This window comes from Streptomyces sp. BHT-5-2 (assembly GCF_019774615.1).
Classification (GTDB): domain Bacteria; phylum Actinomycetota; class Actinomycetes; order Streptomycetales; family Streptomycetaceae; genus Streptomyces.
This window is the reverse complement of sequence record NZ_CP081496.1, coordinates 274,037-300,891: the sequence shown is the minus strand read 5'-3', so window position 1 is coordinate 300,891 and position 26,855 is coordinate 274,037. Positions and strand designations below refer to the sequence as shown.

19 protein-coding genes and 1 pseudogene are annotated in these 26,855 nt (G+C 68.3%); 5 read left to right on the top strand and 15 right to left on the bottom strand.

Annotation, left to right across the window (positions count from 1 at the left end; genetic code table 11):
- Window positions 1–86: 86 nt before the first annotated feature.
- Together K2224_RS01290 and K2224_RS01285 are read right to left on the bottom strand one after the other, a co-directional pair.
- Window positions 87–476 carry a hypothetical protein gene (locus tag K2224_RS01290; RefSeq protein WP_221904791.1) on the bottom strand — a complete coding sequence of 130 codons (390 nt, stop codon included), beginning with the start codon at window positions 474–476 and terminating at the stop codon, window positions 87–89.
- A gap of 78 nt (window positions 477–554) precedes the next feature.
- The gene (locus tag K2224_RS01285; protein WP_221904785.1) at window positions 555–3,938 is read right to left on the bottom strand and encodes a hypothetical protein; all 3,384 of its coding nucleotides are present in this window, start codon (window positions 3,936–3,938) and stop codon (window positions 555–557) included.
- Between the two features lie 375 nt (window positions 3,939–4,313).
- On the opposite strand from K2224_RS01285, the gene K2224_RS01280 reads away from it, so the two are divergent.
- Both K2224_RS01280 and K2224_RS01275 read left to right on the top strand, forming a co-directional pair.
- Window positions 4,314–6,764: a LamG-like jellyroll fold domain-containing protein gene (locus K2224_RS01280; RefSeq protein ID WP_221904780.1), complete on the top strand. Its 2,451-nt coding sequence runs from the start codon at window positions 4,314–4,316 to the stop codon at window positions 6,762–6,764.
- Between the two features lie 254 nt (window positions 6,765–7,018).
- Complete coding sequence (locus tag K2224_RS01275) at window positions 7,019–9,025, top strand: LamG-like jellyroll fold domain-containing protein (protein ID WP_221904778.1); 2,007 nt, start codon at window positions 7,019–7,021, stop codon at window positions 9,023–9,025.
- A 156-nt stretch (window positions 9,026–9,181) separates the two neighbouring features.
- Here the strand turns inward: K2224_RS01275 and K2224_RS01270 are convergent, their stop codons facing one another.
- The 8 genes and pseudogenes from K2224_RS01270 to K2224_RS01240 all read right to left on the bottom strand — a co-directional run bounded on the left by K2224_RS01270 (window position 9,182) and on the right by K2224_RS01240 (window position 18,575).
- Window positions 9,182–10,126: a helix-turn-helix domain-containing protein gene (locus K2224_RS01270; RefSeq protein ID WP_221904776.1), complete on the bottom strand. Its 945-nt coding sequence runs from the start codon at window positions 10,124–10,126 to the stop codon at window positions 9,182–9,184.
- Between the two features lie 374 nt (window positions 10,127–10,500).
- Window positions 10,501–11,373, bottom strand: coding sequence for an extensin (locus K2224_RS01265; RefSeq protein ID WP_221904775.1), 873 nt, complete (start codon window positions 11,371–11,373; stop codon window positions 10,501–10,503).
- Window positions 11,370–12,311 carry a bifunctional lytic transglycosylase/C40 family peptidase gene (locus K2224_RS01260; protein ID WP_221904773.1) on the bottom strand — a complete coding sequence of 314 codons (942 nt, stop codon included), beginning with the start codon at window positions 12,309–12,311 and terminating at the stop codon, window positions 11,370–11,372. Before K2224_RS01260 ends, K2224_RS01265 begins: the two co-directional genes overlap by 4 nt.
- Window positions 12,308–13,297: a replication-relaxation family protein gene (locus tag K2224_RS01255; protein WP_221904772.1), complete on the bottom strand. Its 990-nt coding sequence runs from the start codon at window positions 13,295–13,297 to the stop codon at window positions 12,308–12,310. Before K2224_RS01255 ends, K2224_RS01260 begins: the two co-directional genes overlap by 4 nt.
- Before the next feature lie 46 nt (window positions 13,298–13,343).
- Entirely contained in the window at window positions 13,344–13,703 is a 360-nt protein-coding gene (locus K2224_RS40165; protein WP_260692278.1) for a type IV secretory system conjugative DNA transfer family protein, read from the bottom strand.
- Between the two features lie 677 nt (window positions 13,704–14,380).
- A pseudogene (locus K2224_RS40160) lies at window positions 14,381–14,494 on the bottom strand (helicase HerA domain-containing protein); the annotation flags it as partial.
- A 1,259-nt stretch (window positions 14,495–15,753) separates the two neighbouring features.
- Entirely contained in the window at window positions 15,754–17,628 is a 1,875-nt protein-coding gene (locus tag K2224_RS01245) for a VirB4 family type IV secretion system protein (RefSeq protein ID WP_260692277.1), read from the bottom strand.
- Complete coding sequence (locus K2224_RS01240; RefSeq protein WP_221904770.1) at window positions 17,625–18,575, bottom strand: PrgI family protein; 951 nt, start codon at window positions 18,573–18,575, stop codon at window positions 17,625–17,627. The genes K2224_RS01245 and K2224_RS01240 overlap by 4 nt, the downstream gene beginning before the upstream one ends.
- Window positions 18,576–19,341: 766 nt before the next feature.
- On the opposite strand from K2224_RS01240, the gene K2224_RS01235 reads away from it, so the two are divergent.
- A complete protein-coding gene (locus K2224_RS01235; protein ID WP_221904769.1) occupies window positions 19,342–20,283 on the top strand; it encodes a hypothetical protein in 942 nt (313 codons plus the stop codon).
- Window positions 20,284–20,564: 281 nt separating this feature from the next.
- On the opposite strand, the gene K2224_RS01230 is transcribed toward K2224_RS01235, so the two are convergent.
- The 5 genes from K2224_RS01230 to K2224_RS01210 all read right to left on the bottom strand — a co-directional run bounded on the left by K2224_RS01230 (window position 20,565) and on the right by K2224_RS01210 (window position 24,511).
- Entirely contained in the window at window positions 20,565–20,945 is a 381-nt protein-coding gene (locus K2224_RS01230) for a pilin (RefSeq protein ID WP_221909361.1), read from the bottom strand.
- A gap of 351 nt (window positions 20,946–21,296) precedes the next feature.
- Complete coding sequence (locus tag K2224_RS01225; RefSeq protein ID WP_221904768.1) at window positions 21,297–22,127, bottom strand: hypothetical protein; 831 nt, start codon at window positions 22,125–22,127, stop codon at window positions 21,297–21,299.
- A gap of 359 nt (window positions 22,128–22,486) precedes the next feature.
- Entirely contained in the window at window positions 22,487–23,092 is a 606-nt protein-coding gene (locus K2224_RS01220) for a hypothetical protein (RefSeq protein ID WP_221904767.1), read from the bottom strand.
- A 2-nt stretch (window positions 23,093–23,094) separates the two neighbouring features.
- Window positions 23,095–24,195, bottom strand: coding sequence for a WXG100 family type VII secretion target (locus K2224_RS01215; protein ID WP_260692274.1), 1,101 nt, complete (start codon window positions 24,193–24,195; stop codon window positions 23,095–23,097).
- 1 nt (window position 24,196) lies between these two features.
- Entirely contained in the window at window positions 24,197–24,511 is a 315-nt protein-coding gene (locus tag K2224_RS01210) for a type VII secretion target (RefSeq protein WP_221904765.1), read from the bottom strand.
- A gap of 608 nt (window positions 24,512–25,119) precedes the next feature.
- Here K2224_RS01210 and K2224_RS01205 point away from each other — a divergent pair.
- Complete coding sequence (locus K2224_RS01205) at window positions 25,120–25,776, top strand: hypothetical protein (RefSeq protein WP_221904764.1); 657 nt, start codon at window positions 25,120–25,122, stop codon at window positions 25,774–25,776.
- Window positions 25,777–25,793: 17 nt separating this feature from the next.
- Complete coding sequence (locus K2224_RS01200; RefSeq protein WP_260692273.1) at window positions 25,794–26,747, top strand: TRM11 family methyltransferase; 954 nt, start codon at window positions 25,794–25,796, stop codon at window positions 26,745–26,747.
- Window positions 26,748–26,855: the final 108 nt, after the last annotated feature.

The following is a 26,855-nucleotide window of genomic DNA, read 5'->3' as shown; positions in this document are numbered from 1 at the left end:
CATGCTTCCCCGCATTCGCGCTGGCCACCACCGAACCCCGTCGCTGATTGAAATCCACCTGGCTGCACGGCGCTTACGGCGTGCGGTCATGTCGCGAGCACGAATGCCAGTATGCACATGAGGCTGACCGAAATGATCGGGGTCGCGACAGCCCACGCAGGGTACTCGTATTTGTCTCGCTTTACACCTCGGCGCATTTCTTCGCCGTACTTGCGGAAGAGTTTTCCGGCCGGAAGAAGGCCTATGGTGAGTCCGGTCCAAGCGAAGGAGTACAGAACCAGCATCTGTCGAGCATTCCAGTGCTGATACTGGATACTTCCTACTGCCATCATTCCGAGGCAGCATCCGACGGAGAGGATGAGAAGCACGACTGTCAGTTTGCGCGCCTTCATCCACTTGTCTATGGCCAGACAGAATATGAAGGTTGCGAAAGCTGCCATGAGTAGCAGGTAGACGAGGGGAAGCTGCGCGAGCACGGCAGGTCCTTTCGGCAGCGCATCACGGGCTGGCGGGTGTTGCGCCAGCCCGTGATGCGAGTCCTATGTCGTATCTATTCAGAATCCAAGAGATCCCAACAGGCCGGTAACCGGTGATATGAGATCGTGTCCGAACTGCGTGATCTTCGTGGCGACCTTAGTGCCGCCGAGAGCACCGATCCACTTGGACTGGCCGAAGGTGAGCACTCCTAGCGCGGTGCTTGCCAAGGATGACTTGAACTCGCCACTCGTGAAACCGTACCCGGCTCCGGTGTACAGCGTGTTCAGCCCGGCAAAGGCGAGTGAGGCGTACCCGAACCCGGTGGCGGCAGCTTCCACGAAGGGAACGGCTGGTGGAAAGAACATGCCGACCGCCAGGCCGCCGACGCCGAGAAGGGCCGAGATGAATCCGGTTCCGATGCTGGCCCAGTTGGTAACGTCCGCCAGCCATCGCATCTCCCCCTTCCACCATCGGTAGATGTCCTTGAGCAGCTTGACCGTGTCGTTTTCGGGCGTGTCGGCTGGATTCTTGCCGGCTGTCTTGGCCTTACGCGCTTCCTCGGCGGCTTTCCTGGCCGCCACTGCTGCTTCTGCCTGCCGTTTGACGGTGGCGATGTGGTGCGCTTGGGTTGCGGCGTCGGCCGCCGTCTTCGCGTCCTTGCCGGCCTGGATTGCAGAGCTACGCGCGGAAGAGGCCGACACCTGAGCCGAGTTGGCGGAGGACACCGCGCGGCGCGCGGCATCCACAGCGCGGTTGGCTGAGTAGTTCGCCGAGCGCGCGGCCGTACGGGCGGTGGCGGCTGCCTGCTTCGCCCTGTCGGCCGAGGCTTGTGCGTCCTTGGCCGACTTCTCGGCGGCGTCCGCGTTCGCGTCCGCCTGCTTGGCGGACTGGGCGGCCTGCTGGGCGGAATTCTTCGCCTTATCCGCCCACTTCACTGCGTCTGTGGCTGCGTCGCGGGCTCTCGCCGCCGCCTCCTGGGCACGCGCGGCATCCTCCTGCGCCTTGTGCGCGATCTTCGCAGCGGCGGCGATGGCGCCTTGGACGCCGGCGATGTGGCTGGCGGCGTCGTGATCGAGCTGTGCGGTCTTGAACTGGACCGAGGCAAGGAAGTTGCGGCGCATCCATGCCGGGCCTTCCAGCGCGGCCTGGGCGTGGGCTTTGGTGTACGGGCCTGCCGTGGCGATGAGGGTGGCGGCAGCGACCGCGTCGTCCTCCCGCTGTGCCGACTCATATCCGGTGCTGAGGAATTCGTAGAGGGCCTTGGCGGTTCCGGCGTTCATCGCGTCGTTCGCTGCCTTTTTCACCGCGCTGCCGGGGTGGTTCGCCAGAACGAGGGAGACCGCGACGCGGTTGTCCGTCGCAGCGGCCTCGATGACGCCGGTGTCGAGGAACTTCGTGGCGGCGTCCGGGGCGTCGCTCTCCAGCGCCTTGGCCGCGGCATCGGCAACGTCCGGGGCGGAGGTCTGAGCGATGTACAGGACGGTCTCTCGGTCGTCCTGCCTCTGCGCGATCTGCCGGTCGGTGTCGATCCAGGCATGGATGTCCGCGTCCGTGCCGGACAGGGCGAACCGTGCGGCCTCGCGCGACCAGGAGCCGCGGGAGTCCATCAGGGCGATGGCCGCCTTGCGCCCGAGGGTGGCGGCGAGTCCCGTGTCGCCCGCCTTCTGCGCTGACTCGGCCTTGGAGATGAGGTCCTTGGTGGCCTTGTCGGCCTGCTCGGACTGCGTACGTCTCTCGGCAAGGTCCGCTCTCTCCTGCTCTTCGATCTCCGCGAGCAGGCGGGCCTCTTCCATCGCCTGCTTCCTGTCCTCGTCCAGGCGCTGCCACTCGGCCTCTCGGGCCTGCTTCTCCACCTCTATCGCCTGGTTGACGGCATCAGTGGCGGTGTTGGCGGCCTTGGTGGCTTCGTTGGCGAACTCGGAGGATTTCTTCGCGTACTCGACGGCCTGGCCCGCGTACTTGGCAGCCCATTCGGCGGCCTCCGCGGACTTCTCCGCGTGGTCGGCCGCGCTGTTCGCAGCGTCGCGTGCGGTACGGGCTGCCTTCGCTGCTGTGTTCGCCAAAGCCTGTGCTGTGCCAGCAGCATTGGTGGCGATGGAGGCGTTGGCGCTCGCGATCCGTGCCTGTCGCTTGGCTTCCGCTGCCTGGGCTTGCGCCTTGCCTGCGGAGGCGGCCGCTGCGGCGGAAGCGTTCGCGGCAGCGGCCGCATTACGGGCTGCCGACGCGGCTGCGGACCCGGCGCTCGCGGCCTGGGCCGAGGCGGTGGCGGCATAGTCGGCGGCCTTTGCCGCGCTGCGGGCCTTGGCTGCGGCATTGCGGGCGGCAACGGCCGCGTCCTTGGCGCCGGATGCCTTGGAAGCGTCCTTGGATGCGGCGATTGCAGCGCTGTACGCCTTGGCGGCGGCAGATCCAGCGGCGGCTGCGGCCTGGCTCGCGGCGGTAGCAGCGTAGGCGGCGCGGCGGGACGCTTGGACGGCGGCGTGAGAGGCGCGGATGGCGACACGGGCGGAGTCGGCTGCTCCCTGCGCGGCACCTGCTGCCTTGCGGGCCGCCTTGCCGGACATGACGACATCTTCCTGAGCCGCCTTGGCCTCGGATGCAGCGTTTTCTGCTGCCTCCTTGGCCTCCTGAGCCGCCTCCACAGCACGGGCGGCGGCCTCCTCGGCCTGCTTTGTCTTGGCGTCAGCCTTCTTGCCTTCGCGTTCGACGAGCGCGACGAGTTCCTCGATCGTCGCAGCTTCCTGGTCGCGGGCGCGGGCGATGTGCTGGCCGGTGTCCAGGAACCATTCGACGTCGGTGGCGGTACCGGACAGGGCTCGGGAGGCGTACTTCTTCACCTCTGGGCCCGCTTGCACCATCAGAGTGGATACCTCGACACGCATGTCTTCCAGACGGGCGGTGTACTGGCCTTCTGTGAGGTACTCCTCGAGCGCTTCTTGGGTGTCTGTAGTGAGGGCGGTACTGCCGTCGCGGCGTACGGCCTTGGCACCCGAGGCCATCACGGTCGCGGTGGCCACCCGCAGGTCTTCCATGATGCCGGCCTTGAAGCCGCCCTTGAGGTAGTCGGCGATGGTGTCGTCGCCGCCATCCAGTGCTCTGGACGCCTCGCGGCGGGTGCCTTTACCGCCACCCGCGAGGGAGGTGGCGACGGCGATGCGGTTGTCCTCAGCCGTGGCCTTGGGGAGTTCGACGGTCAGGAAGGTCTGGATGTCGGTGTCGGAGCCGATCAGCGCCGCTTCAGCCGCGGCGCGGGCGGCCCTGCCACCCAGCATCCACGCCTTGACAGCCTTCGCCCGGTCGGTGTCAGGCAGAGCGAATGGGTCACCGTCATCGCCGTCGGCCGACGGGGTGTCAGCTCGGGCGGCTATGGGGTTGAGGACGAGGCTTGAGGTGGTGGCGGCAGCAGTGGTGACTGCTAAAGCAGCCAGTAGGCGCCGCCTGCTCCAATAGGTGGTGTCCAAGGTGGTCCTATCCGATGGCGCCTGGCGGCAGCCCACATGCGGCGGCACGCCGCCAGACAAGTTCATGCTGTGGTCATCGCCGGTATGTCCCGGTAGTGGTACGCGAGTTGCACAAGGGTCACAACCGAGCGTCTCGTGACCATATGTAGGTAAAGGGCACGTTGGCTACCTGTGTGCACGCTGTGAAGGCGTGAGAAAGGCTACAAAGCCTTTATGCGCCCCGATATCCGAATTATGCAGGTTTATTGGGGTGGTGTGAGATACGCGCCCGTGTTTGTATTTTGCCTCTCCGTGCCCGCACCACACCGCACTTGACGGTGTGTGTCCTGGAACGGGCGGGCGCGACTCAGCTCACCTTTCACACAAGGACCTTGCATGAAGCTCTTACGGCGGGTCACCGTCACGGGTGCGACGGCGGCGGCCTGCGCGGCCGTGGTCATCGCCACCACCACCTCCCATGGGTCCACAGCCCGAGCACCGATGATGACGGTGGCGGACGATCAGCCCGGCTATGCCATCGAGGACTTCACCTACCCGGACGGTGACAAGCTCAAGGAAGAGAAGGGGATCACACTCAAGCGCGGCGACGGCCACATCACCCTCGCCGAGTGCGGCAGCTCTACGGACCTGATGGAGGTGCAGTCGCGGAAGGGAAAGACCTGCTTCCGCATCACCGGCGGCTCCGGCTATCTAGCCCTGGAGATCCCGGCCGTATTCGCCGTCAAGGGCAGCACCGACCACGCCGCGCGCCTCACCCTCACCACACCGGACAACGAGAAGCGCGAGGTCGAGGTCCCCAAGAACGACAAGGACGAGTGGACGCCGGTCGGTGAATCCACCGACCCCCAGCGCCGCGAGCACCTCCTGGTCGAGATCAGCGTCGGCCAGGGCAAGCCGGCGTCGATGTTGTCCGGCGATGCCGCCCGTCCCTGGCTGGCTCGCGTCACCGTGAACAAGCCGGGGTACGAAGGCGGGCGGAGCTGTACGGGTGCTCTGGTCGACAGGACGTGGGTGCTGACTGCGGCAAGCTGTTTCGCAGACAATCCGGCCAAGCCGATGCGAGCCGCAGCGGCTCCTATGCTCGACGCCACAGCCTCATTCGCCGGGCAGGCCCCAGTGAAGATCGATTACTTGATACCGCGTAGCGACCGGGACGTGCTGCTTGCCCGCCTGGCCACCCCAGTCACTGGCATCACCCCCGCCACGCTGGCTGGAAGTGCCCCTACTGGAGCATCGCTGGTCGCCGCGGGATTCGGTCGTACCGACACCACGTGGGTGCCCAACAGCCCGCATCACAGCAACGTGGCCCAGAGCAGCACCACCGACACCACTCTGAAGCTGACCGGGGGCCTGGTGTGCAAGGGTGACGCCGGAGGTCCGATCCTCGACGCGAACGGTCGTATCGCGGCTGTACAGAGCCGTGCCGTTCACGGCGGCTGCTTGGGCCAGGCTGGACAGGGTGACAGTGCGATCGCGGCCCGCACCGACAACATCATCCCATGGCTGGACGGCAGCACCTTCAGCGGGAAGGCGCGGTTCGTCCTGGATGAGGATGCCGGTTCGCGGCGTGTGTCGGGTGGCGTACCCGAGGAGTTTGCTGCTCGGTTGGGCGGCGGTGCCGAGCTGGGTGTTGCGGGCAAGATCGGCACTGCGTTGAAGCTGAACGGGACGTCAGCGTACGCGGCCACGGCTGGACCGGTGGTGGACACCACCAAGTCGTTCTCAGTGTCGGCCTGGGTCAGGCTCGACGACAAGGACCGCAATTACACCTTCCTGTCGCAGGCGGGAAGCAACGCCAGCGGGTTTCAGCTGTACTACTCCAAGTACTACGACAAGTGGCTCTTCAACCGGCACGCCAAGGACACCGACGACACGGGCATCATCCGCGCGATGAGCAAGAATGCCGCAGAGTCAGGTGTGTGGACCCATCTGGCCGGTTCGTACGATGCGGCCAAGCAGACGCTGTCGTTGTTCGTGAACGGTGAGTTGCAGCAGTCGGTGCAGTTCACCACGCCGTGGCGGGCAAATGGCGGTCTGCAGATCGGCCGGCTGCACTACAAGGGCACCTGGCAGGAGAACACCCGCGGTCGCATCGATGATGTGCGAGTTGTGCAGTCGGCAGTCGAGCCAGCCGATGTCGCGGTGATCGCAGGTGGCAGTGTGCCCGCGCATCTACAGGAACTGGCCTCCTTCCCGCTGGATGAGGAATCAGGTAGCGCAAGCGTCAGCGGAGGCAAGGGCGCAGGGCCGGTGGCGACCCTGGCCGGCGGCGGAGCCGAACTGGGCGCCGAAGGCAAGATCGGCACCGCGTTGAAGCTGAACGGGACGTCAGCGTACGCGGCCACGGCTGGACCGGTGGTGGACACCACCAAGTCGTTCTCGGTGTCGGCCTGGGTCAGGCTCGACAACAAGGACCGCAATTACACGTTCCTTTCTCAGGCCGGTGACCACGCCAGCGGGTTTCAGCTGTACTACTCCAAGTACTACGACAAGTGGCTCTTCAACCGGCACACCACGGACACCGACGACACGCCGATCGTCCGCTCGATAAGCAAGGACGCAGCACAGACGGGTGTCTGGACCCAGCTGACCGGCGTGTATGACGCGGCAGCCAAGAAGATCCAGTTGTTCGTCAACGGCGAGCCGCAGACGGCAGTCGACTTCACCTCCCCTTGGCGGGCCGGCAGTGCTCTTCAGATCGGCCGACTCTTCTATAAGGGCACCTGGCAGGAGAACTTCGCCGGAACCATCGACAACATCCGCATCTGGGACCGGTCCGTCGAGGCTGGCGAAATCATCAACGATGGTCTCCGCATCAAGAACTAGCGGTCGGTGAATCACCTTCACACCGGGGTTGGCCCGGCGGATCCTACCGGGCCAACCCCTGATTATTGTCGAGGTGGAGCCCCCTGTGTATTGGTTCGCTCAATTAGTGAGGTTCCGAAATGAAACTGCGTGGCGGCTTCATACTGCCATTGATGTTGATAACGGCACTTGCCGCAATCCTGTGGATGACGGTATCGAGTGGCTGGTTAGCGGCATCATCTAGTGCGCGATCCCCCGCCGCTGAGATGACATCCTTGGCCGAGAATGCGAATTTCACCCTGAATGAGGGAGCTGGTTCACGGCGGGTGTCGGGGGGCGCAGCCAGGGAGTTTTCCGCGCGACTGGGTGGCGGTGCCGAGTTGGGTGCTGTCGGCAAGTCCGGCACTGCACTGCGTTTGAACGGGCCATCGGCGTATGCGGCGACGCCCGGTCCGGTGGTGGACACCACCAAGTCGTTCTCGGTGTCGGCCTGGGTCAGGCTCGACGACAAGGACCGCAATTACACGTTCCTTTCTCAGGCCGGTGACCACGCCAGCGGATTTCAGCTGTACTACTCCAAGTACTACGACAAATGGATCTTCAACCGGCACTCCACTGACACGAATGACACCGAGATCACTCGGGCAGCAAGCGCGGAAGCCGCGCAGCCAGGCGCCTGGACCCATCTGGCCGGTTCCTATGACGCGAGCCATCAGACGGTATCTCTGTTCGTGAACGGCAAGCTTCAGGAGTCGACGAAATTCACGACTCCATGGCGGGCAAATGGCGGACTGCAAATCGGTCGACTCTTCTACAAGAGCACCTGGCAGGAAAACGCACACGGCCTCATCGACGATGTTCGGATCGCGCAGTCGGCCATAACACCGGACGACGCCACCGCCATCGCTCGTGGCGCCCTTCCAGCACACCTGCAAGAGCTGGCCTCTTTCTCGCTGGATGAGGAATCTGGTAGCGCACGCGTCAGTGGAGGCAAGGGTGCAGGGCCGGTGGCGACCCTGGCCGGCGGCGGAGCCGAACTGGGCGCCGAAGGCAAGATCGGCACCGCGTTGAAGCTGAACGGAACATCCGCATACGCGGCCACGGCCGGACCGGTGGTGGACACCACCAAGTCGTTCTCGGTGTCGGCCTGGGTCAGGCTCGACGACAAGGACCGCAATTACACGTTCCTTTCCCAGGCTGGTGACCACGCCAGCGGGTTTCAGCTGTACTACTCCAAGTACTACGACAAATGGATCTTCAATCGCCACGCCAAGGATACCGACGACACACCGATCGTCCGCTCGATAAGCAAGGACGCAGCACAGACGGGTGTCTGGACACAGCTGGTTGGCGTGTACGATGCGGCCAATCAGACGGTATCGCTGTCCGTGAACGGTGAGCTCCAGGAGTCGACGAAATTCACGACTCCGTGGCGGGCAAATGGCGGACTGCAAATCGGTCGACTCTTCTACAAGAGCACCTGGCAGGAATACTTCGCCGGAACAATCGACGACGTTCGCATCTCCGCGGAGACCGCTCTCGTAGATTGCTCGCATATTCAGACTGTCGGACATCGTGGTGCCCCGAAGATCGCCACGGAGAATACAGTCGCCTCGCTGGAGACGGCGATTGACCGCGGTGCGGACTGGGTCGAAACTGATGTGCAGTTCACCAAGGACGGCCAACCGGTCATCATGCACGACGAGACCGTGGACAGGATGACCGATGGTACGGGACGCATTGATCAGCTCACGGCAGCAGAGATATCCAAGCTGACGATGAAGGGCGGAGGACGCGTCCCCACCCTCGAACAGGTGCTGTCCTCACCCAAAGTCAGGTCCGCCCAGCTCCTCCTGGAAATAAAGGGGCCACAAACGCCCGCAGACGTGAATCACGCTCTCAGACTGGTCTCCGAGGCCGGAATGACCGAACGCACGATGGTCCAGTCCTTCGACGAGACCGTGGTGCGGTACGCGGCTTCCTCACCGTACAAATTCAAGGTCGCCTTGCTCCGGGACAACCTCGATGCCGATCCCGTGGCGACGGCCAGAAAATTCTCTCTCACTGCGTATGCGGTGAGCTTCAAGAGACTCTCGGCCCGGCCTTCGGTGGTGGACCAGCTCAAGGCAGCCGGGGTCAAGACGTTCGTCTGGACAGTCGACTATGAAGGTGACTGGCAAGCCGCAACGTCGTGGGGCGTTGACGGAATAATCACCAACCGCCCGGACCAGTACCTGCAATGGCGGAGATCCCACTGTGCCCCAACCGTCACCCCTCGCTGACAGGACACTCCAGCGAGACTTACGGGCGCGTTGACGCCACGTGAGGGGACGGGCCCCTGACACGAATACCTTCCGTTCGCTGGGCACGTGAGGGACCAGGACGCACGAGGGCGTACCCCGCTTGGTCCGCGGGGTACGCCCGGTCCGGTTTTGTGGCTAACCGTTGTCGGCCGCCCCGGTGGCCTGGGCCAGCCGGAAGGTTCGCGGCTGGTCGGTGACCTGTTCGGCGATTCCCGAACCGACCAGTTTGACAAGGGCGTTGGCGATGGCGCCGGAGGACTTCTCGATGACGCGGCTGATGCGGGTGGCGGTGAAAGCCTCGTCGGGGTGTGCGTGGAGGTGGTCGATGACCATCTGCCGGAGCGCTCCTGGTGCGAGCCGCCCATCCTTGGTCGGTGCCGGTTGCGCCGCTGCCCTATGCGCCTCGGCGGCTTCGCTCGACACGGGGGCGTTGTCATCCCCGCTCTGCGGGCCGTCTCCCTGGCTGTCGTTGCCGTCGGGCTGCTCGATGCCCTGGGACGCCTCTACGTGAGGGGCGTCGGCTTCCGGCTCGGTGCTGGGGTCGGTGTTGTCGGCGGCCGACGTATCGGGGGCGTCGGGCGGGGTGTCCGTGGGCAGGTCGGTGTCGTCCGTGACGGTGGGGTTGGGACTGTCGGGGGCAGGGGCTGCGGCGGTGCCGGACGTCCTGTCCTCGGACGTTTCCTCATCGCCTTCTACGTCGTCGTCGACGCGTCCCGCGGAATCGGTGGGAGTGCTTTCCGGCTGCGTGTCGGCGGGCTGTGGGGCGTGTTCTGGCGTGTTGGTGGTCTCGGAGGTGGGCGTCGGGGGTACGGGGTGCCAGAGGTCGGGCATGCGGCGGGGGCCGTCGTGGCCGCCGGGGGTGCGGGCGGCGAGGCCACCCTTCTCCAGGGTGGTTACGGCGCGTCCGGCGGTGGAGTGGCTGATGCCTGCGGCGTGGGCGAGTTCGGCGACGGTGACGGGTTCGGTCCGGCCGATCAGTTCGGTGTAGACAGCGGTGGCTGCGCCGGTCAGGCCCGTGGGCGGTTCCGGGGCGGAGGCGTTGTCTGGGGTGGGTGTGGTGTCGGGGTTGGTGTCGGACATGTTGGGGTCCTCGATTCCGAGTGCAGTGTGGGTGGTTGAGGTCCCCGGCCGGGGTGCGGCGCTGCGTTGGCGGGCCGCGGTGTTCGCCGGCGCGTGCGCGGCGCGTTCATCCGGGCGAACGTGGCTGTGACGAGGGCGAGTTCACGCTGGGGGAACCCACTGGGCTCGGCGGCCACGACCATGGACGCTCGAACCGTGGGCCATGTCAAGCGAGGGGATTCCCGGAATCGCCGCTGGTCGGAGTGGTTGGTGCGGTCGATGGAGCGAAGCTTGGAGAGTGGGGGTGGCGTGTCCCGGTTGGGGCGGGGCGTGGGAGGGCGGTCCCGGTGTGCGGGTGGTCGGTGATCCGCCCGGTGCCGTGGGCGGGGGCGGGTTCATCCGATCGGGGGTGGGCGGTCGGTGCGGTGGGTTTGGAGTTGGTTGTGGAGTCGGCGGGCGCGGTTGGAGCCGACGCCGAGTTCGTTGCGTAGCCGCCAGGCGGTGACCGGTTTGCCGGTGGTGGCGCGGGCGGCGTTGTCGAGGGCGACGGCGTGCGGCCATAGGTCGGTGTCTGTCGCCCCGGTTCCGACCGGTGGGCGGTCGGTGGGCGGGGGCTGGGGGTTGGGTGCGTTGTCGCCGGTCTCGGGCCCGGCTGGGTCCCTGTTTGTGTTGGCCGGGGTAGTGACTGCGTTTGGACAGCGGTCGGTTTCGCTGGCCGGAGTGGATGCGGGTGGACGGTGGGCGGTCGGCGGTTGGGCGGCCGGGGTGGTGGGGGCGATAGGTGGTCGGAGGGTGTGGGCGGTGGGCGGTTTTGGGGAGGTGGTCTGGTCGAGGAGGTGGGTGATGGTGCGGCGGTAGGCGGCGATGGTTTCGGTGAGGGTGATGAGGAGGAGGGCGGGGGTGAGGTGGAGGAGGACGGCTGCGGGGTCGGCGTGGTGGGGCCAGCCGATGTGTCCGTCGGGCCAGAGGCTTTGCCAGGTGTTCATGAGGGCGGCGGTGGAGCCGGCACTCCAGCGGAGGGTGGTGGACCAGGCGGGTGGGGTGATGCCCCAGGCGGCCAGACGTGCGTCGACGTAGAGGACGCCGGCGAGCGCGGTGCCGATCATGGGGTCGAGGAGGACGGCGATGGGGAGGGGAACGTCGCGGCTGGTGGCGAAGCGGGTGACGTTGACCGTGGTGAAGACCAGCGCCAGGCACCCGACGATGCACAGCACTCGGGTCATGGCGCGAAGGAGTTGGACTGCTTCGCGGGCGGCGATCTGTTTCACCAGGCCCCGCCTCTGGGCCGGGCGCCAGGTCTGGTTGCTCCTTGGAAGGCGGGAGTGGTGGTGCGTGCGGGGCCTTGGCGGACGACGGCGCCGGGGTGAGGTGCGTCGATCGCCTGCCCGTTGCCGGTGTAGACCGCGACGTGGGTGATGCGGTGGGGGCCGGTTCCGTAGAACAACAAGTCGCCTGAGAGCAGTTGAGTGGGCTTGGGGAGGTGGGGGTCGGCGTCGTACTGAGCCTGTGCCACGCGTGGGAGGTGGATGCCTGCGGCGCGGTAAGCGGCTTGGGTGAGGCCGGAGCAGTCGAAGCCGCCGTCGGAGGGGCCGTTTCCTCCCCAGACGTAGGGGGTGCCGAGCTGGGCGCGGGCGAAGGCAATCGCCTTGGCAGCAGGGTTGGTTGTGGCCGGTGCGGCGGTGGCGTATGTACGGGCGGTGGTGAGCACTTGGGCCACGTAGGTATGAGAGTGGTTGTAGGCGAAGACTGCTGACCGAAGGTTGCTGCCGTTCTTTGCGCCGTTGGCGCACAGCAGGCGGGCCGCGGCGTACACCGCGTCGACCGGGTCCCAGGGTGTTGGTGGCTGCTGGCCTCCAGGGGGCACGGGGTGCGCGTAGGCCTGGAAGGTGGACGGCAAGAACTGCATCGGTCCGACGGCGCCTGCGGTGGAGACCATGGTGGGGTGGCGGGCGTGGTCGGTCTCGGTCTTGCCGATGGCGGCGAGGACGGTCCAGGACAGGCCGGGGCAGGCGAGGGCGGCGCGTTGGTAGAGGGCGAGCATGCGGGATGGGATGTCGTTGAGGGCGTGTGTGCTCGGGGAGGTCGGTGCGCTGGTGTTTGGGGAGAGTCCGCCGAGTGCTGCGGCGATGGTGAGGGCGGCGAGGAGTGGCAGGGTCAGGATTGTGCAGCCGATGCCGGTGATCGCCTTTGTGAGCAGGGAGCTCACGATCCGGCCTTGGGGGCGGCGGGCGGTTGTGGGGGTACGGGAAGGGTGAGGGGCGTGTCGGCGTCGGTCGGTTCCAGGCCGGAGGCGGGGCTGAGGGCAGGCCAGTGGTCGGTGAGGGCGGCGAGGGTGGTGCGGCGGGCGCCGGGTTGGAGTGGTGCCCACCAGGGGCCCCAGGGTTCGCTGGTTGTGAAGTCTCCGGATGAGGTCGCCACGTTCAGCCCCAACTCTCTTGCCGTGTTGGCGAGGCGGTGCCGCAGGGCTTGGTCACGGGACTGGGTACGGGTGTGGATGAGCAGGGCCGGGCGGGCGCCGGTGGCGGTGGTGAAGGCGGCGTAGCCGGCGAGTTTGGCTTCGACGCGGGCGAGGGGTTGGCTGCCGGTGTCGTATTCGAGGAAGAAGGGCAGCAGGCGGTCGCCGCCGTGGTAGTGGGCGTAGGCGTCGGGGCGGATGATGTCGCCCCAGCGGCGGGCTGCGGAGTGTTCGGAGAGCCCGAGGGAGAGGCTGGCGGTGGGGGTGGTGTGGGTGTGGGCGGCGAGGTGGGTGAGGAGGTCGTTGACGCCGAGGTCGTGGCCGAGGGAGGGGGAGTAGGCGATGCGGCCGGTGTGGGTGGGGCGCCAGCCGACGGCTTCGGGGTCGAGACCGGCCTGGGCGGCGAGGAGGGCGGCTCCGGCGGGGCCGAGGGTGTAGTGCTCGGGGGCGGAGCCGGTCTGGGTCAGGGGGCGGAAGGAGTCCACGACGGCGTGGTGGTGGAGGGTGCGTAGGCGGCGTTGGGCGGAGCGGAGTGAGGTGTAGGCGAGGCGGGTGATCTGGTGGGTGGTCAGGACGCGGTGCTCGTGGAGCATGCGGGTCAGCCAGAGGTCGCGGGTGGTGAGGCGGCGGGCGAGGGCGGCGATGTCGGTGTGTTGGGTGGGGCGGGGGCGGCTGGTGGCGGCGCGGGCGGTGTAGCGGGAGCCGGGGCCGGAGGCGGGGCGGGGGAGTGCGGGCATGGCGGATCACCGTGGGGTAGGGCGAAGGGACTGGTGGGGTGGTTGGTCAGGGGCGGGTGGCTTGTCGTGGGCCGGTGCGGGAGGCAGCAGCGGTTCGCAGGTCTTTGGCACGGCCGGGAATGGCGGGTGACAGGGGGTAGGTGGTGAGGGTGAAGGCGGTGGATTCCGCGCCGTTGGTCAGGAGGTGGGCGGCGGCTTGGTAGGGGCCGAGGTGGGCGAGGCCGTGGGCGGCGAGGGTGGGCAGGGTGTGGCGTTCCAGTGCGTTGGAGTCCTCGGGGGAGGCGTTGAAGAAGACTTTGTTGCGGGCGTTGGCGGAGATGCCTTCGCGCAGGTCGCGGGGGAGCTGTGCGAGGTGTTGGTGGGCCAGGAGCATGGACAGGCGGTAGCCGCGGGCCTCGGCGAGCATGTCCTCCAACGGGTAGGGCAAGACGAGGAAGTTGTGCGCCTCGTCGATGCTGAGCGTGGCGTCGATGCGTTGGTGTTCGGGGTGCGGGCGCGGGCTGCGGCGGCTTGCCAGGTGCCGGCGACGATGAAGGAGCCAAGGAGACGGGCGGTCTCTTCGCCGAGGGCGCCTTTGGGGAGACGGGCCAGGAGGATGCCGCCGTTGAGGACGCCGGTGAGGTTGAAAGTGGAGGGGCCGGCGGCGATCGCGCGGCGGGCGAAGTCGCGCAGCAGGAACGCACGCAGCTTGTTCATGACCGGTCCGACCACCGCGGCGCGTGAGGGATCGGACATCGACTCGTACCAGGCCCAGAACCCTCGCAGGACAGGGTCTTGGAGGGCCGGAACGATACGCAGCCGGTAGGCGGACTCGCCCAGCAGACGGGGAACATCGGCGAGAGTGACCAACTGGCCGGTGCGGTTGCGGTATTTGAGGAGGGTCAGGCAGGCGGCGCGCATGATGTCGTCGGTGCGCGGTCCCCAGAAGGCGGTGAAGATCCGGCGGAAGATGCCGGTGATGTTGTCCACGACGACATCGATGTCGGTGCCGTCGAGCACGTTCAGGCACGGGGGCGTGTGGGGGTCGTCGGGGTCGATGAGGACGAGGCGGTCGGCGCAGGTGTCGGGCAGGCGGTCCAGCAGGTCGTTGATCAGGTCGCCTTTGGGGTCGATGACGATGACGCCGCGGTGATTGCGGACGTCGTCGAGGACGAGGTTGGCGATGAGGGTGGACTTGCCGGAGCCGGTTGCACCCATGACGTGCAGGTGGTGGCGGGCGTCGGCGACGGCGAGACCTACGCCGCGGCGGGCGCCGGTATCGGAGTGGCCCAGGGGTTTGATGCTATTGCCGGGGGTGGGCTTGGAGATCTGTGGGGGTGGGAGGACGGAGCGGGCGCCGGCTCGGCGCAGGCCGGGGGCGTCGGGGTCGTAGGGGAGGTGGGCGAGGGCGGCGAGTTCCGGTACCGAGAGCAGCGCCGGGCGGGAGGCGGGGAACTGTCGGCCGGTGAGGCGTGGTTCGGGGTGACGGAGGCGGGTGCGGGTGAGGTAGTTGCGGTCGGCGTACAGGCCGAAGGCGGAGGAGATGGCGTGGGCCCGGCCGCGGGCCACATCCTGTGCGCGGTCGGTCTTTTGTGAGCAGGTGGCGGCGTAGGTGAGGGTGCACTGCCACTGGGCGCCGGATTGTTTGGCCACCATCTGGCGTACGGCGGTGCCGTGGTCGGGGTCCTGCTTGCCGGTGGTGGCGGGTTGGGCACGGTGGAGGAGAAGCGCGGTCAGGGTGGAAAGACGGGCTGGGGCGTGCCCGGCTTTGAGTCGCCTTGCCTGGTGGCGGGCGCGGCGCAGGGCGCGGCCGGTGGCGGGGCGGGCCAGGATCTGCACGCAGGCCGATTCATGGTCGGCCATGCCGGTGGCGGCCTGGAGCAGGGCGCGTAGGGGGTCGGTGGGGTGGTCGGTGCGGAGGGGGAGAACGTCGGGGCGGGCCGGCCGCAGGCGTCCGGCCGTGCGGGAGACGGCGTCGTCTGCGTTCGGGAGGAGGGGAGCAGGTGCGGTGACGCGGGTGTGGGCGCCGGGCCAGGCGGCTTCGACGGCGCGGCACACCAGGCCCACGGGGACGGTGCCCGGGACCCACATACGGATGCGTAGGCCGCTGTGCGACCAGGTGTATTCGAAGGCGAGGTGGGGCTGGCCGGTGGTCAGGCGGCGCCACCACGGGCGCAGCAAACCGGAGAGCTGGGCCCACAGGACCTCACCGCCCTTGGGCGCGGCATGGGGCGGGGCGAGGATCTCCACGCAGCGGGCACCATCGGCGAGACGCTGCCGGCGCGAACGTAGAAGACGGCGCCGGGCTACGTATCCGCATGCTGCGGACAGGAGGATGGTGGGGATCAGGACGGGCGCGGCCGCGGTGCACCAGGCGAGGGTGGCGTGGAGGGCGATGGGGGCGAACGTCTCGGGGTGGGTGAGGAAGTCCACCAAGGGGCCGCCCGGCGGGGCGATGGCTCGCATCACGGGTCCGGTCACAGCATCCGCCTCTCGTCGCCGTCGTCGCAGGTGCTGTCGTGTGCGCAGCCATCGGCGTAGACGGATCCCTCATCTCTTGGGTGCTGAGAGGTGGCCGCAGTGAACAGCTCGCTGGGGTCTGTCGTGATCACCTCGTGTTCGCCCGGAGCGGCGACGCTGGTGAGGGCGACTTTGTGGCGGCGGTCGCCGGTCAGCAGCAGTGCCTCGCCTCGGGAGGCCGAGAGCAGGAACTCCCGCTCGCCGTGGCAGAGATGGAAGGTCTCGCTGATGACGTCGATGGCTTGTGGGGCCTGGCGGAGCAGGATCTGGGTGGCGGCGTTGGAGACGATGGCCCGGCCCAGAGGGGAGGCGAGCACGTCGTCAGCGTCTTGGGTGACGATTGCCAGTCCGGTCCAGCGCTTGCGGGCGGCTTTGGCCATGCGGAATAGGAAGCGGGCGCCGGCCCCGTCGCGCATCAGCCGCCATGCCTCGTCCACCACGACCAGATGGCGGCCCGCGTTCGGACGGGAGGTGACTTGCCGCCAGATGGCGTCCAGGGCGAGCAGCATCGCCGGGGCCGTGACCTCTTCTGGCAGGCCGAGGAGCGCGTAGACGACCAGATGCCCGGACGTAGCAGTGGTGCTGGGACCGTTGAACAGGTGGGCGTGCGAGCCGGTGGTGTAGGGGGCGAGCCGGTTGGCGAGGTCCGCTGCCGTTCCGCTCCCGTCCTCGTTGAGCGCGGTGGTCAGGTCGGCGAGGGTGGGCGGGGTGCGGGCCCAGGTGCGAACGTCGGTAGTGATCCCTACACGGGCGTAGGTGGCGAGGATCGCCTGGTCGAGCACCGCTTTGTCCGCTGCGGTCAGATCGGTGCCGAGCAGGACGGTGAGGAAGGTGTGCAGGAACAGCACGCGCCGCGTCAGTGCGTCTTCACTGTCGCGTGCGGATACCGGGAGGTCGAAGGGGTTGAGGCATACCCCTTCCGTACCCAGCCGCACCACGTGCCCGCCGACGGCCTCGGCGAGGCGGACGTACTCGTCCTCCGGGTCGAGGACCGAGGCGGTGACACCAGTGAACAGCAGCCGCAGTAGTTCGAGTTTGGCCAGGTAGGACTTGCCGGCGCCGGAGCGGGCCAGGGTGATGGAGTTGTAGTTGTCCTGAGCGAAGCGATCCCACATCACGGGGGCACCGGAGACCGCGTTCAGCCCGTACAGCACCCCGGTGGTGGTGCCGTCCTCGCCTGTGGTGACGGGTAGGTCGGGGCTGGTGAAGGGGAAGCACGTGGCGAGGGCGGCGGTGTCGAAGGTGCGGCGGATCTTGAGGGTGTCGAGGCCGAGCGGCAGGGTGGCCAGCCAGCCCGGTAGCGCCCGGTAGGTCGTGGGCGCGACCGTCATGAGGAGTGACTCGGCGATGGCGCGGACGGCGGCGGCTTGCTCGGCGAGGGTGTCCTCGTCCGGCGCGTGCACGGTCAGGTACAGGGCGAGGTGGAAGAGTTTTCCTTCGCCGCGGGCGATGCGGTAGGCGAGTTCAGTGGCGTCCGCAGCAGCGGCCTCCACCTCGGGGTCGTCCAGGCGGCCTTTATCGAAGCCGGTGCGGCGGCCGGATTCCAGGCGGGCGCGCTGCTTCTTCAGGCCGGCGGCGGCCACCGGGTTGGGGACGGGCTCGATGTGCAGGGCGATGTCGAGGTGGCCTGGGAAGTTCAGCAGGGGGGCGAGCCAGCCGGGGGTGACCTCCGCGGGGTAGCCGGTGACCACGAGGGTGGTGGCCAGGTGGGCGCCGATGGCCAGGGCGCGGGCGTGCACCTCGATGGCTTCGGGACCAGGCGCGTTCAGCAAGGCTGCACCGTTGGTGGTGGGGGTGGTGGCTGGGCGGCGGCGGAGAAGACGTTGAGTCACGTGAGGTCACCTTCCGATGCGGTCCTGTGCGGGGTGGGTGTGTCGGGGTTGCAGGCCGCGTGCACCAGGCGGGTGCTGTGTGGGCCGTCCTGGGGCGTGACGGTGATCTCGGCCGGTGCCAGGGCGCGGGCGGCCTCGTCAAGGCGCTGGAGCACCCGCCCCGCGCTCGCATTGCGCATGACGCCGGAGGTGGGGGCTTCCTCGCGGGCGACGAGCAGGATCTGCCGGCCGATGAGGTTGCCGCTTGCGGCGAGGTCGGTGAGGAAGTCGGCGTGCGCGTGGGCGGCCGCTTCCAGTGCCGGGTGCGGCAGGGCGGCGGCCCCGTGGTGCAACGCGTCGGCCAGCGGGGTGAGTTCGACGTGGTGAGAGCGCACCAGCAACTGGGTCGGTCCGGTGAGGGAGTTGAGCCAGCGGGCGAACGCGGCGGTCAGCCCTTGTTGTTCGGCCGCCGAGCGCAGCTCGAAGTTGACCGTGGAACACCTCGCCATGGCGGCGCTCCCCGCATTGCCCAGGTCGAGCACCCCTTCCGGGGTGATGCCGCCGTACGGCATGCGCATGGCGGCCGGGGGCGGCCCTGCGGCCTTGGCCCAGCGGTGGGGCACGATGGCGGGCAGTGGGGGAACGCCTTCGGGGGCGTGTACCCGGCGCTTGGGCATGCGCGAGTCGGTGAGCGCGGCGAGCAGGAAGCGGTCCAGGCCGACGCCTTCCCGGTGGCCGAGCGCGAGCGCTGCCACGGCTCCGGCAATGGGGGCGGCCAGGGCCGCGTAGGCGAGCGGTGCAATGAAGGCGCGCGTTGCCCACCAGCCGCCGTACAGAACGACGGCCGTGGCGGCGAGGACGGCGGTCTGCCGGGCGGTGAAGGGGCCCAGGAGGCGGTCGGGGCGAGAGATATCTGCGGGGATACGTGTGGCGTATGTGGCATCGGTTGGGGCGTCTGGTGCTGCCATGGGATCTACCTCCGGGGTGGTTCGAGGGGCAGCCGCAGCTGCAGGGGACGCGGCGGCCGTGGGTGTGCGTGTGCGGCGGGAGTGCGGAGGGGTAGTGGCCGTGACTGTGGTGCTGCTGAGGGGAAGGCAGGCGGTGGAGTGGCTCGCCGGGTGGGGGAGCCGGGCGTGGGGGTGGTTGTGCGTTCGGCATGGATCGGCAGCGACGCCTGTGTTGGCTGGGCCGCCCGGGCCGGGATGCGCTCGGTGGTGACGGGGAGGGCGAGTTGCCGGATGCGACGGGTCTGGCTGGGGCGAAGTACGGAACGAGGACCTGTCGGTGTACGGCTGAGGGGGCAGAGCGCGGGCCGGGACGTCGAGCAGCGTGGACGCCGGAAGCAGTACCTGCGGGAGTTCGTGAGGACGCGTTGGCGATGGCCGTCGCCGGACGTGCCCCGCCTGCTGCCGGGGCTGTCGGTGCCGGTGCCGACCGGCCATCGGTGGCGGTTCCCGCCTGGGAACGTCCCGAGGAGGAACCACCGCGGGAAGACAACGTTCGCCGCGAACTACCTCTCCTACTCCCCGGCCCCGGTGCAGAGGGCCGCCCACCGCCGCCGCCCCCGCCTGAACCAGGACGTCCCCCTCCACCCGCTGGCCCTCCACGGCCTGTGCCGAGTCCCGCTGCGCCGCCTCCGCCTGGGCGGCGCCGCAGCAGGCTCATGCCGGGCACGTAGTGGTCCATGAGCCGGTATAGCGCCAGGTGCTTGAGCACCCGCACCGCAGAAGGCGCATGGGGGCTGTGGGCGGGGGTGCCGCGCAGGATGACTTGCATGGTCCAGCCGGGGATCTTGAACAGCACCCAGAACAGGCCGAGTCCGGCGAGCAGCGTGCCCAGCTGGTCGGCCTTCGGGATGCCCAGCGTCGAGGCGCCCGGAGCGAAGAACAGCCTGAGGGCGAGAACGAACGTGATCGACTGCGCGACCTGGATGACCAGGCACCCGGCCAGGGCCCGCCACCACAGCCGTGCGATCGGATCGGTCAGCGGGTGGGCATGGCACGCAAGCGCGAGGGGGCCGCAGACGGCCACCAGTGCCAGTACCGCGACCCGCACCATGAAGCCGATCAGCACCGCCAGCACCAGCGCGATCATCATGATCGCCAACAGCAGCAGATACAGCTTCAGCCCGGCCACCTTGAAGAGGGCGAACGGCAGGACACGTTCGACCATGCCCTGCCCGGCGTCCGAAAGATCGGTGGTCATGATGGCGTGGGCGAGGGCGTTGGACAGACTGATCGCCTTGCCCATCACCGTCAGCGAGCTGGCCGCCGCGACGATTCCCAACAGCAGCCGCGGGAGGATCTGTTTGAGGGCGTAGCGGGTCTGGACGGTTTCGTGGCCCATGACGGTGATGCCGCCGGCGGTCACGAACAGCACGTAGATCCCGACCGTGATCTCCAGCGTGGCTTTCCACAGCCGTTTGACGTCGGCGTGCTGGGTGACGTCGGGGGGCGCCAGCAGGGTGTCGGCCAGAAACTCGCGGAGCGGTTTCATGACCTGTTCGATCAGTGTGCCGAGGAACGAGGTGATCGCGTTCACGATCATCGCGGGGAAGTCGGGGAGTACGTCCCAGCCCGAGGAGGTGTCCTTGACACACTCGCGCCCCTCTGCCTCGCACGCCGAAGGCGTAGGACCCGGCTTCGGCTCCGCGGACGACGGCCGCGAGGGCTGTGAAGACTTCGGAGTCGGACGGCCCGGTGCGGGGGTCGGCCCGGGCACCGGGTCAGGTTTCGGTGAGAGGGAAGGTGGCTTCGGAGCGGTGGCGGTGGCGGTGGCGGTAGGGCCGGGGGCGGGCTGGGGCTCGGGCTGCGGCGGCTCCGGAGCTGCGGGCGCCCGAGCGGCTGCCGCCGCGTAAGCCGTTCTCGGTGCGGCGTTCTGCGCCGACAGTGCTACTGGAATGAGCACGGCCAGGATGCACAGAGCGGGCACGGCCCGTGCGAGGTGCCTGGCGCGTGTCATTTTCCGTCACCGCCGCCGACGCCGACGATGTGCTGCAACACGGTGACCAGAGCAGGAGCCAGGACCGCCAGCCCGTAGCCGATAGCCGCGGCTTTCAAGGCCCTCTTCGCGGAGTCGACTTCGCCCGGGTCGCCCCCGGCCATCAGGTACCGCAGGCCGCCGAAGGTCAGAAACAGCGTGGCAAGTCCGGACAGGATGCCGACGACCCAGTTCCGCAGATTCTTGATCACGGTGGGAATGTCCGCGACCGCCCACACACGCGGCGAATTCGCCAACAACAGCAGCGCAACGCACGCCGTGACGAAGGCGAACCGGGTCACCCAGCGGCCCTTCGGGCGGCTTGGCCGCCGGTGCGGCCGGCGAAATCTTGCGAGCATGGCGGACGCCCCTCCAGCAGACACAACACGGCACGGGGAAAGAAGCGGATCGACGAAGCGCGATGCGACCAGGCGCATCACGGGGGTTCGTGCGGTGTGGGGTGAACACGGAACCTGTCCCGGGGCCGTCCTCCTTGAGGCGGTGGGGGCAGGGGGGCTCGGGTGTCAGCACGAGACGGTGCGTTCACCCCACACGGCAACGACCTGGCAGCAGCCCCGGAAGGGGGCCTGCGCCGGGGACCGTCACCACCGGGTGCATGGTGCGCATCCGATGGCGACGTTCACTGGTAAAAGGGATTTACGGCCCCCGAAAATGACATTCCCGGCCGGAAGTCCCTCGAATGCGCGCGGTTACTGGTCGCGCATCTGGTGGTGCAGGTAGGCAGCCAGCTGCTGCTCGGCAGCAGCGCGGTGGCGATAGAGCTGACGTACGCTCACACCCCGCTCATCCGCCAGAAGCTGCATCGGCTCACCGTCCAGACGCGTACGAGCGATCAGCTGCGCCTCCGCGACCCCTACGGCGCCGGCGCTGACCGCACGCGTCAAGACCGCGTACTCATTCCTCGCCTCGCCGCTGTCAATCCCCTGGGGGGCGGCCTGACAGGCGGTTCGCGCCATGGACTGGGTGAGGCGGCCGAGGTGAACGGCCTGGTGCCCCGTCTCCTGCTCGACGCGTCGCCGTGCGGCGTAGACCAGCCGGTTCACCGCCCGGTCGGCCGTCGCGAACAGCTCCCGGGCGACGTCCGCGGCCTCCACGTCCACGGTGGACACGGCAGAGGTGACGGCAGCCAGGGCTTCCTGCTCGACCTCGGCCCGCTCCAGGTGGGTGGGGCAGGCCAGGCGGGCCAGCATCCGGCGCAGCACCGGAACCGTCATCCCTACGGCTACGAGGTCCCACGGGTCGCCCAGGCGTTGGGCCCGGCGCACCACTTCACCCCAGGTGTGCTGACGCAGCGTCGGCGAAGTGGCGGCGTGGGCAAGGCGGGAGCGGATCTGGTCGACGGGCAGCACCGGCTGCTCCGGCTCCTCACACACCAGATGAGTCGGCAGTGTGAGCGGCTGGGCCGCGGTGGCGAGCGCGAGGAAGGACTCCTCCAGCGCCTGGAGTGGGGAGCGGCCGGCGGCTGCACGCGTACAGGCAGTGCGGCGGGCGGCGGGGCGAGAGGTGGAGTGGGGGTGCATTGGGAAGCTCCTTGCGGGAGTGGCGATCACTGTCGCCGAAGCCCTCTCACCCCTCCGCGCCACTCACGGGCCGCCCGCGCGCCAACTCCGGGCGATTGCCGCGCCACTGGTTCGGTATGTGCGATGGCTCGGCGCCGGCCCACCCCACATGACCAGCGCCACCCTGGTGGCCCATCGCCCGAGAATCGAACACAAAGAATTTTCGGGCCGTGCCTACGGAGACCACCGCCCAGCCCAGGACTGGCTCGGCAGTGGCTCGCAGGTGGCTCGCACTGGCTCATATGCCAGTGCGACACCGCGGCTGGCCCATACGCGCTGCGCTCAGCTTCTCTGCGCTGACGACCCGTGCCGGCTTTCTGTCACTGCGTCCAGTGCCACGCTTCTGCGGGGAAGTCGTCGATGATGGACGCGACGGTTTCGGCGAGGGACAGAAGGTCCTCGTAGGTCTTGCGCCCGTCCGTCCAGCCGATCATGCGGCTCCCCTCGATGCGCCAACCGAGCTGGGCTTTGTGCATGAGCCGTTCCAGGGCGTACGTGTTGATGAGTGCCGCGAAGTCGACGTCCTCTGAGTGGCAGTGCACCCGGTGGGTGCCGATCTCTGTCAGGTCCCGGAACCGGCCGGGAGTGCGGGGTAGCGCCGGACGCTTTTCCCGCCCGGGCAGCATCAGCCGCCTGCTGGTGAAGGCGGTGGCCGGGAGCGCGCGGGGCAGGGGGAGCACGGCCACGGAGTACGGCCACGCGACATGGGCCCGGCCACTGCCCTTCAATGCCCGGAGATGGAACATACTTACCTCCCGGCCCTGGAGGCTGCCCTGCAGCAGGTGGCGAAGAGACAGGCCGTCCGGGCCGAGGCTGAAGGGGTAGCCGTCATGGTTGAACGTGTCGAGGTAGGCGCGGTCTCTCTTGCGGTAGGTCCAGGCCGGGTCGTCCCGGAAGCGTTTGATGCTCTTGCGAACCTCGAACACGGTCAGTCTTCTTGTTCCTTTTCTTGGGGCAACTCGGTGTTGGCGACGTTGCCGATGCCGTAGATGGCGCCGTCCGTGGGGACCTGCTGCCAGGCGGGGAACTTCTCCCGGTTGGTCGCGCGGTGACCGCCACCGCCGTTGTTGATCTTGTCACCCGCGTGGTTCGCGGCACCGCCGGCGGCTCCGGCCGCACCGCTGAAGCCCACGTCCCGCCAGAAGTCCTTCTTCTGCCCTTCCCACATGTCCACGCCGTCCGCAGCTGCTTGCCCGCCCGCGGATCCCACGCCTTCCACGACCGCCCTGCCAGGCAGATTCTCGCCGCCGAGCCCTCTGCCCAGGGCCGCCCCTGGGCCCCACACCTTTTCGGCAGCGCGCTCCCCGGAGTTCTGCGCCCACTTGGTAACACCTCGTCCAAGGGCGCCCGCGCCTTCCGAGATGACCGTGCCTCCCAGCCCGGCCACGGCAGCATCCTGCAAATCCTGGCCCCAGTCGATCTTCTGCCCGGTGGCCCACTGTCCGCCGACGTTGCTGATGAAGTTGGCGTCCATACTCTTGCCGAACTCGAAGCCGAACTTGAGCAGCTTGCTGCTGTTCATCGCCGTCCTGATCTTCTCCATCACTTCGGCGACGCGGATCAGCAGTTGCCCCAGTCGGGTTACTTCGCCCGCTGCCTCGGCGACTTCCGCGGCGGCCGCGCCGGCCGCGACGGCGTCGGAGAAGCCCCCGGTCAGCACGGTCAGGCCGATGCCGATCGCCACCGTCGCGGCGATCTCCTCGGCCACCCGGTGGACCTCGTCATTGGCCTTCTTGATGGCATCCGCGGTGTGTTCCAGCTGCTGGGCGACGGTCTCGAAGTGCGGCAGTGCCTTCTCCACCTGGCTCTTGGTGTGGTTCCAGTGGGCGTGGAAGGCGTCGGCGGCGGCACCGGTCCAGTTGTCGCCGAGCCGGGCGACCTCATGGTCCTGGGTCTCGATCGTGCTCTTCAGATCGTGGGCCATGCCCCGCCACGCCTCGGCGCACGCCCGCAGCACCGACGGGTCCCCGCCAGGGTTGAACAGGTCGAAGCTCTTCTCGATCTGCGGCTGCTGCTCCTGACCGGCCACGTCACTTCCCCCCGAACTGCTGCGCCTGCGCGGCATCGGACGCCTGGTACGTGGCGACGGTGTGCTGCAGACCCTCGGCGTAGTGCTGCAGCCCGGTGCGTAACTGTTGCAGGGCGGTCACGGTGTGGCGGGTCATCTCGACGTACTGGGACAGGGTCTCGGTGGACTCGGACATCACACCGAAGGCATCGTCCACGTTCTCCGCGCGTGAGGCGAAAGCGCTGATGCGGTCATCGAGATGGTCGGCGGAGGCGGTGAAATCCTTGCCGAGAGCCGTGACCGGCTCGGGGTGGATCGAAAAATGCTCATGCGTCATAGCTGTCCCCCGTGGAGATGCCCTGTGTGATCGCTGCACTCAGGAGCGTAGGCAGACAGGCATCACGGACTGGATGTGCAGGGCATGGATCTTCACGGGCCCCTAACGCGATCCGAGATCCCCGGACAAGCTCATGGGGCGGCCCGGGCCGACGCAACCAGAGCAGCACACCCAGTCTTGCCAATAACCGTGGCCTGGTTGCCGCCACCGTTCCCGGACTCGGGCACGAACCGGGCGGTCACCAACCTTCAGTGAAGGTGATCCAACTTCGACGGCACGGAGCGCCGCAAGCGACCAGTGTCACCCCTGCGGCCCATCGCCTAGGAATCGAACAAAAAGAATTTTTGGGCTGTGTTCACCGAGACCACCGATGCCTTCAGGGCTGGTTCGGCGGTGGCTCACAGGTGGCTCGGTACTGGCTCGTTTGGCCACTGAGCTGGGCAAAGTTGGCGTGCCGATCAGCGCGAGCCTCAGCTGACACGTCGGGCCGCTGGCCGCCCGGCGAGTTCGAACGCCTCCAACAGTGATGACAATTCGGCGCCGTCGTTTCCCTATTACTCATGTCAGCACAGACGGCTTGGAACCCCTGCCCCGGGCGCCACACGCCGATGTCCACCAACCGACGCCGCACCGAAAGCGCTTCCCGCCGCCACACCCCCCGCCCGCTGCCAACCACCCTCTGGCTCCCCGCCCCCGACCAGCCCGACCCGGTCCCGGCCCCCGGCACCGTGCTGCCCCACTGGGCGATCGAGAAGATCCGCACAGAGTTCACGCACCGCCCCGGCCAGGCCCCCGCACCGCTGCTGAAGCTCTCCGTCCCGGACACCGAGCCGGGCATGGACGTCCGCACCCCCGTCCTCACCTACAGCGACGGCACCCCCAGCCGACTGTCGATGCTGCTTGCCGAACTCCACCCCGCCGCCCTCCCCGCCTCCACTGACAGCCTCCCCGGGGCCGTCGGCGAGATGCCCGGAGCCATCGACGAGGGCTGGGCCGGCTTCTTCCACCGCGCCCACCGGCTCCTGCCCGCCGACGGACTGCTGTTGCTCGCCACCCGCCAGCGCCGGGACGACGGCGCAGGACTCACCGACCCGCTCGGCTCCCTCATCGCCTGCGCCCGCACCGCCGGCTTCCGCTACCTCCAGCACGTCATCGTCGCCCACGCCCACCCCGCAGCCGAGCACCTCACCCCCTGCCCGCCCGCCGACGCCGACCCAGGCGTCCTCCACAGCGACCTGATCGTCCTGACCACGATCCACGCCTGAGCAGAGAGGAGTTCCCCATGCTTCGTTCCGACTCGGTGTGGAACACCGCCCCCACCTCCGCCCCCGCCCAACGCAAGGGCCGCTACGTCCTGGGCTCGTCAGCCCATCCGGCCAAGATGCACCCCGGGATCGCCGCCCACGCCATCGCCACCTACACCCATCCCGGCGACCTCGTCCTCGACCCCATGTGCGGCATCGGCACCACCCTCGTCGAAGCCCTCCACCTCGGCCGCAACGCCCTCGGCGTCGAGTACGAACCGAAGTGGGCAACGCTCGCCTCCCTCAACGCACGCGCCGCGGCACAAGCAAGCGCCACAGGTACCGGAATCGTCCGCTGCGGCGACGCCCGACGCCTCACCGACCTCGTCCCCGCCGATGCTCGCGGCGAGGTGGCCCTCGTGGTCACCTCACCTCCCTACGGACCCAGCGTCCATGGACAAGTCCGCTCCTCACGGGAGACCGGCGAACCCGGCGTCGTCAAGAAGGACTTCCGCTACAGCCATGACCGCGCCAACCTCGCACACGTCTCCACCGACCGGCTCCTGCACGCCTTCACCGAGATCCTCGCCCAGTGCCGCACCATGCTCCGCCCCGGCGGCACAGCCGTCATCACCACCCGCCCCTGGCGCGAACGCGGCGAACTGATCGACCTCCCGTCCGCCGTCCTCGCCGCAGGCCAGGCCGCAGGACTCCGCCCCACCGAACGCTGCGTCGCCATGCTCGCCGGCATCCGCAACAGCCGCCTGGTCACCCGCCCCTCGTTCTTCCAGATGAAGAACGTCCGCGACGCCCGCCGCCAAGGCATCCCGCTCTCCGTCGTCCAGCACGAAGACGTGATCGTCTTCACCAAGTTGACAGGCGCTTCCCACAGGGCAGGCCGTCCAACGCACGCGGCCCGGACCGCGCACGAGCCGTCCCCAGCGGCTGGTGTCCGGTACCGCACCTGCACCGCTGGAGGTCACCATGGCTGACGCCGGCCTGCGAAGTAAGCCACCGCGCTCCAGCGCCGCCGGCTCGTACTTCGGCGTACGGGCCGGCCATAGCGGCCACGCCGCGCGGCAAACCGAGAACGACCGCCA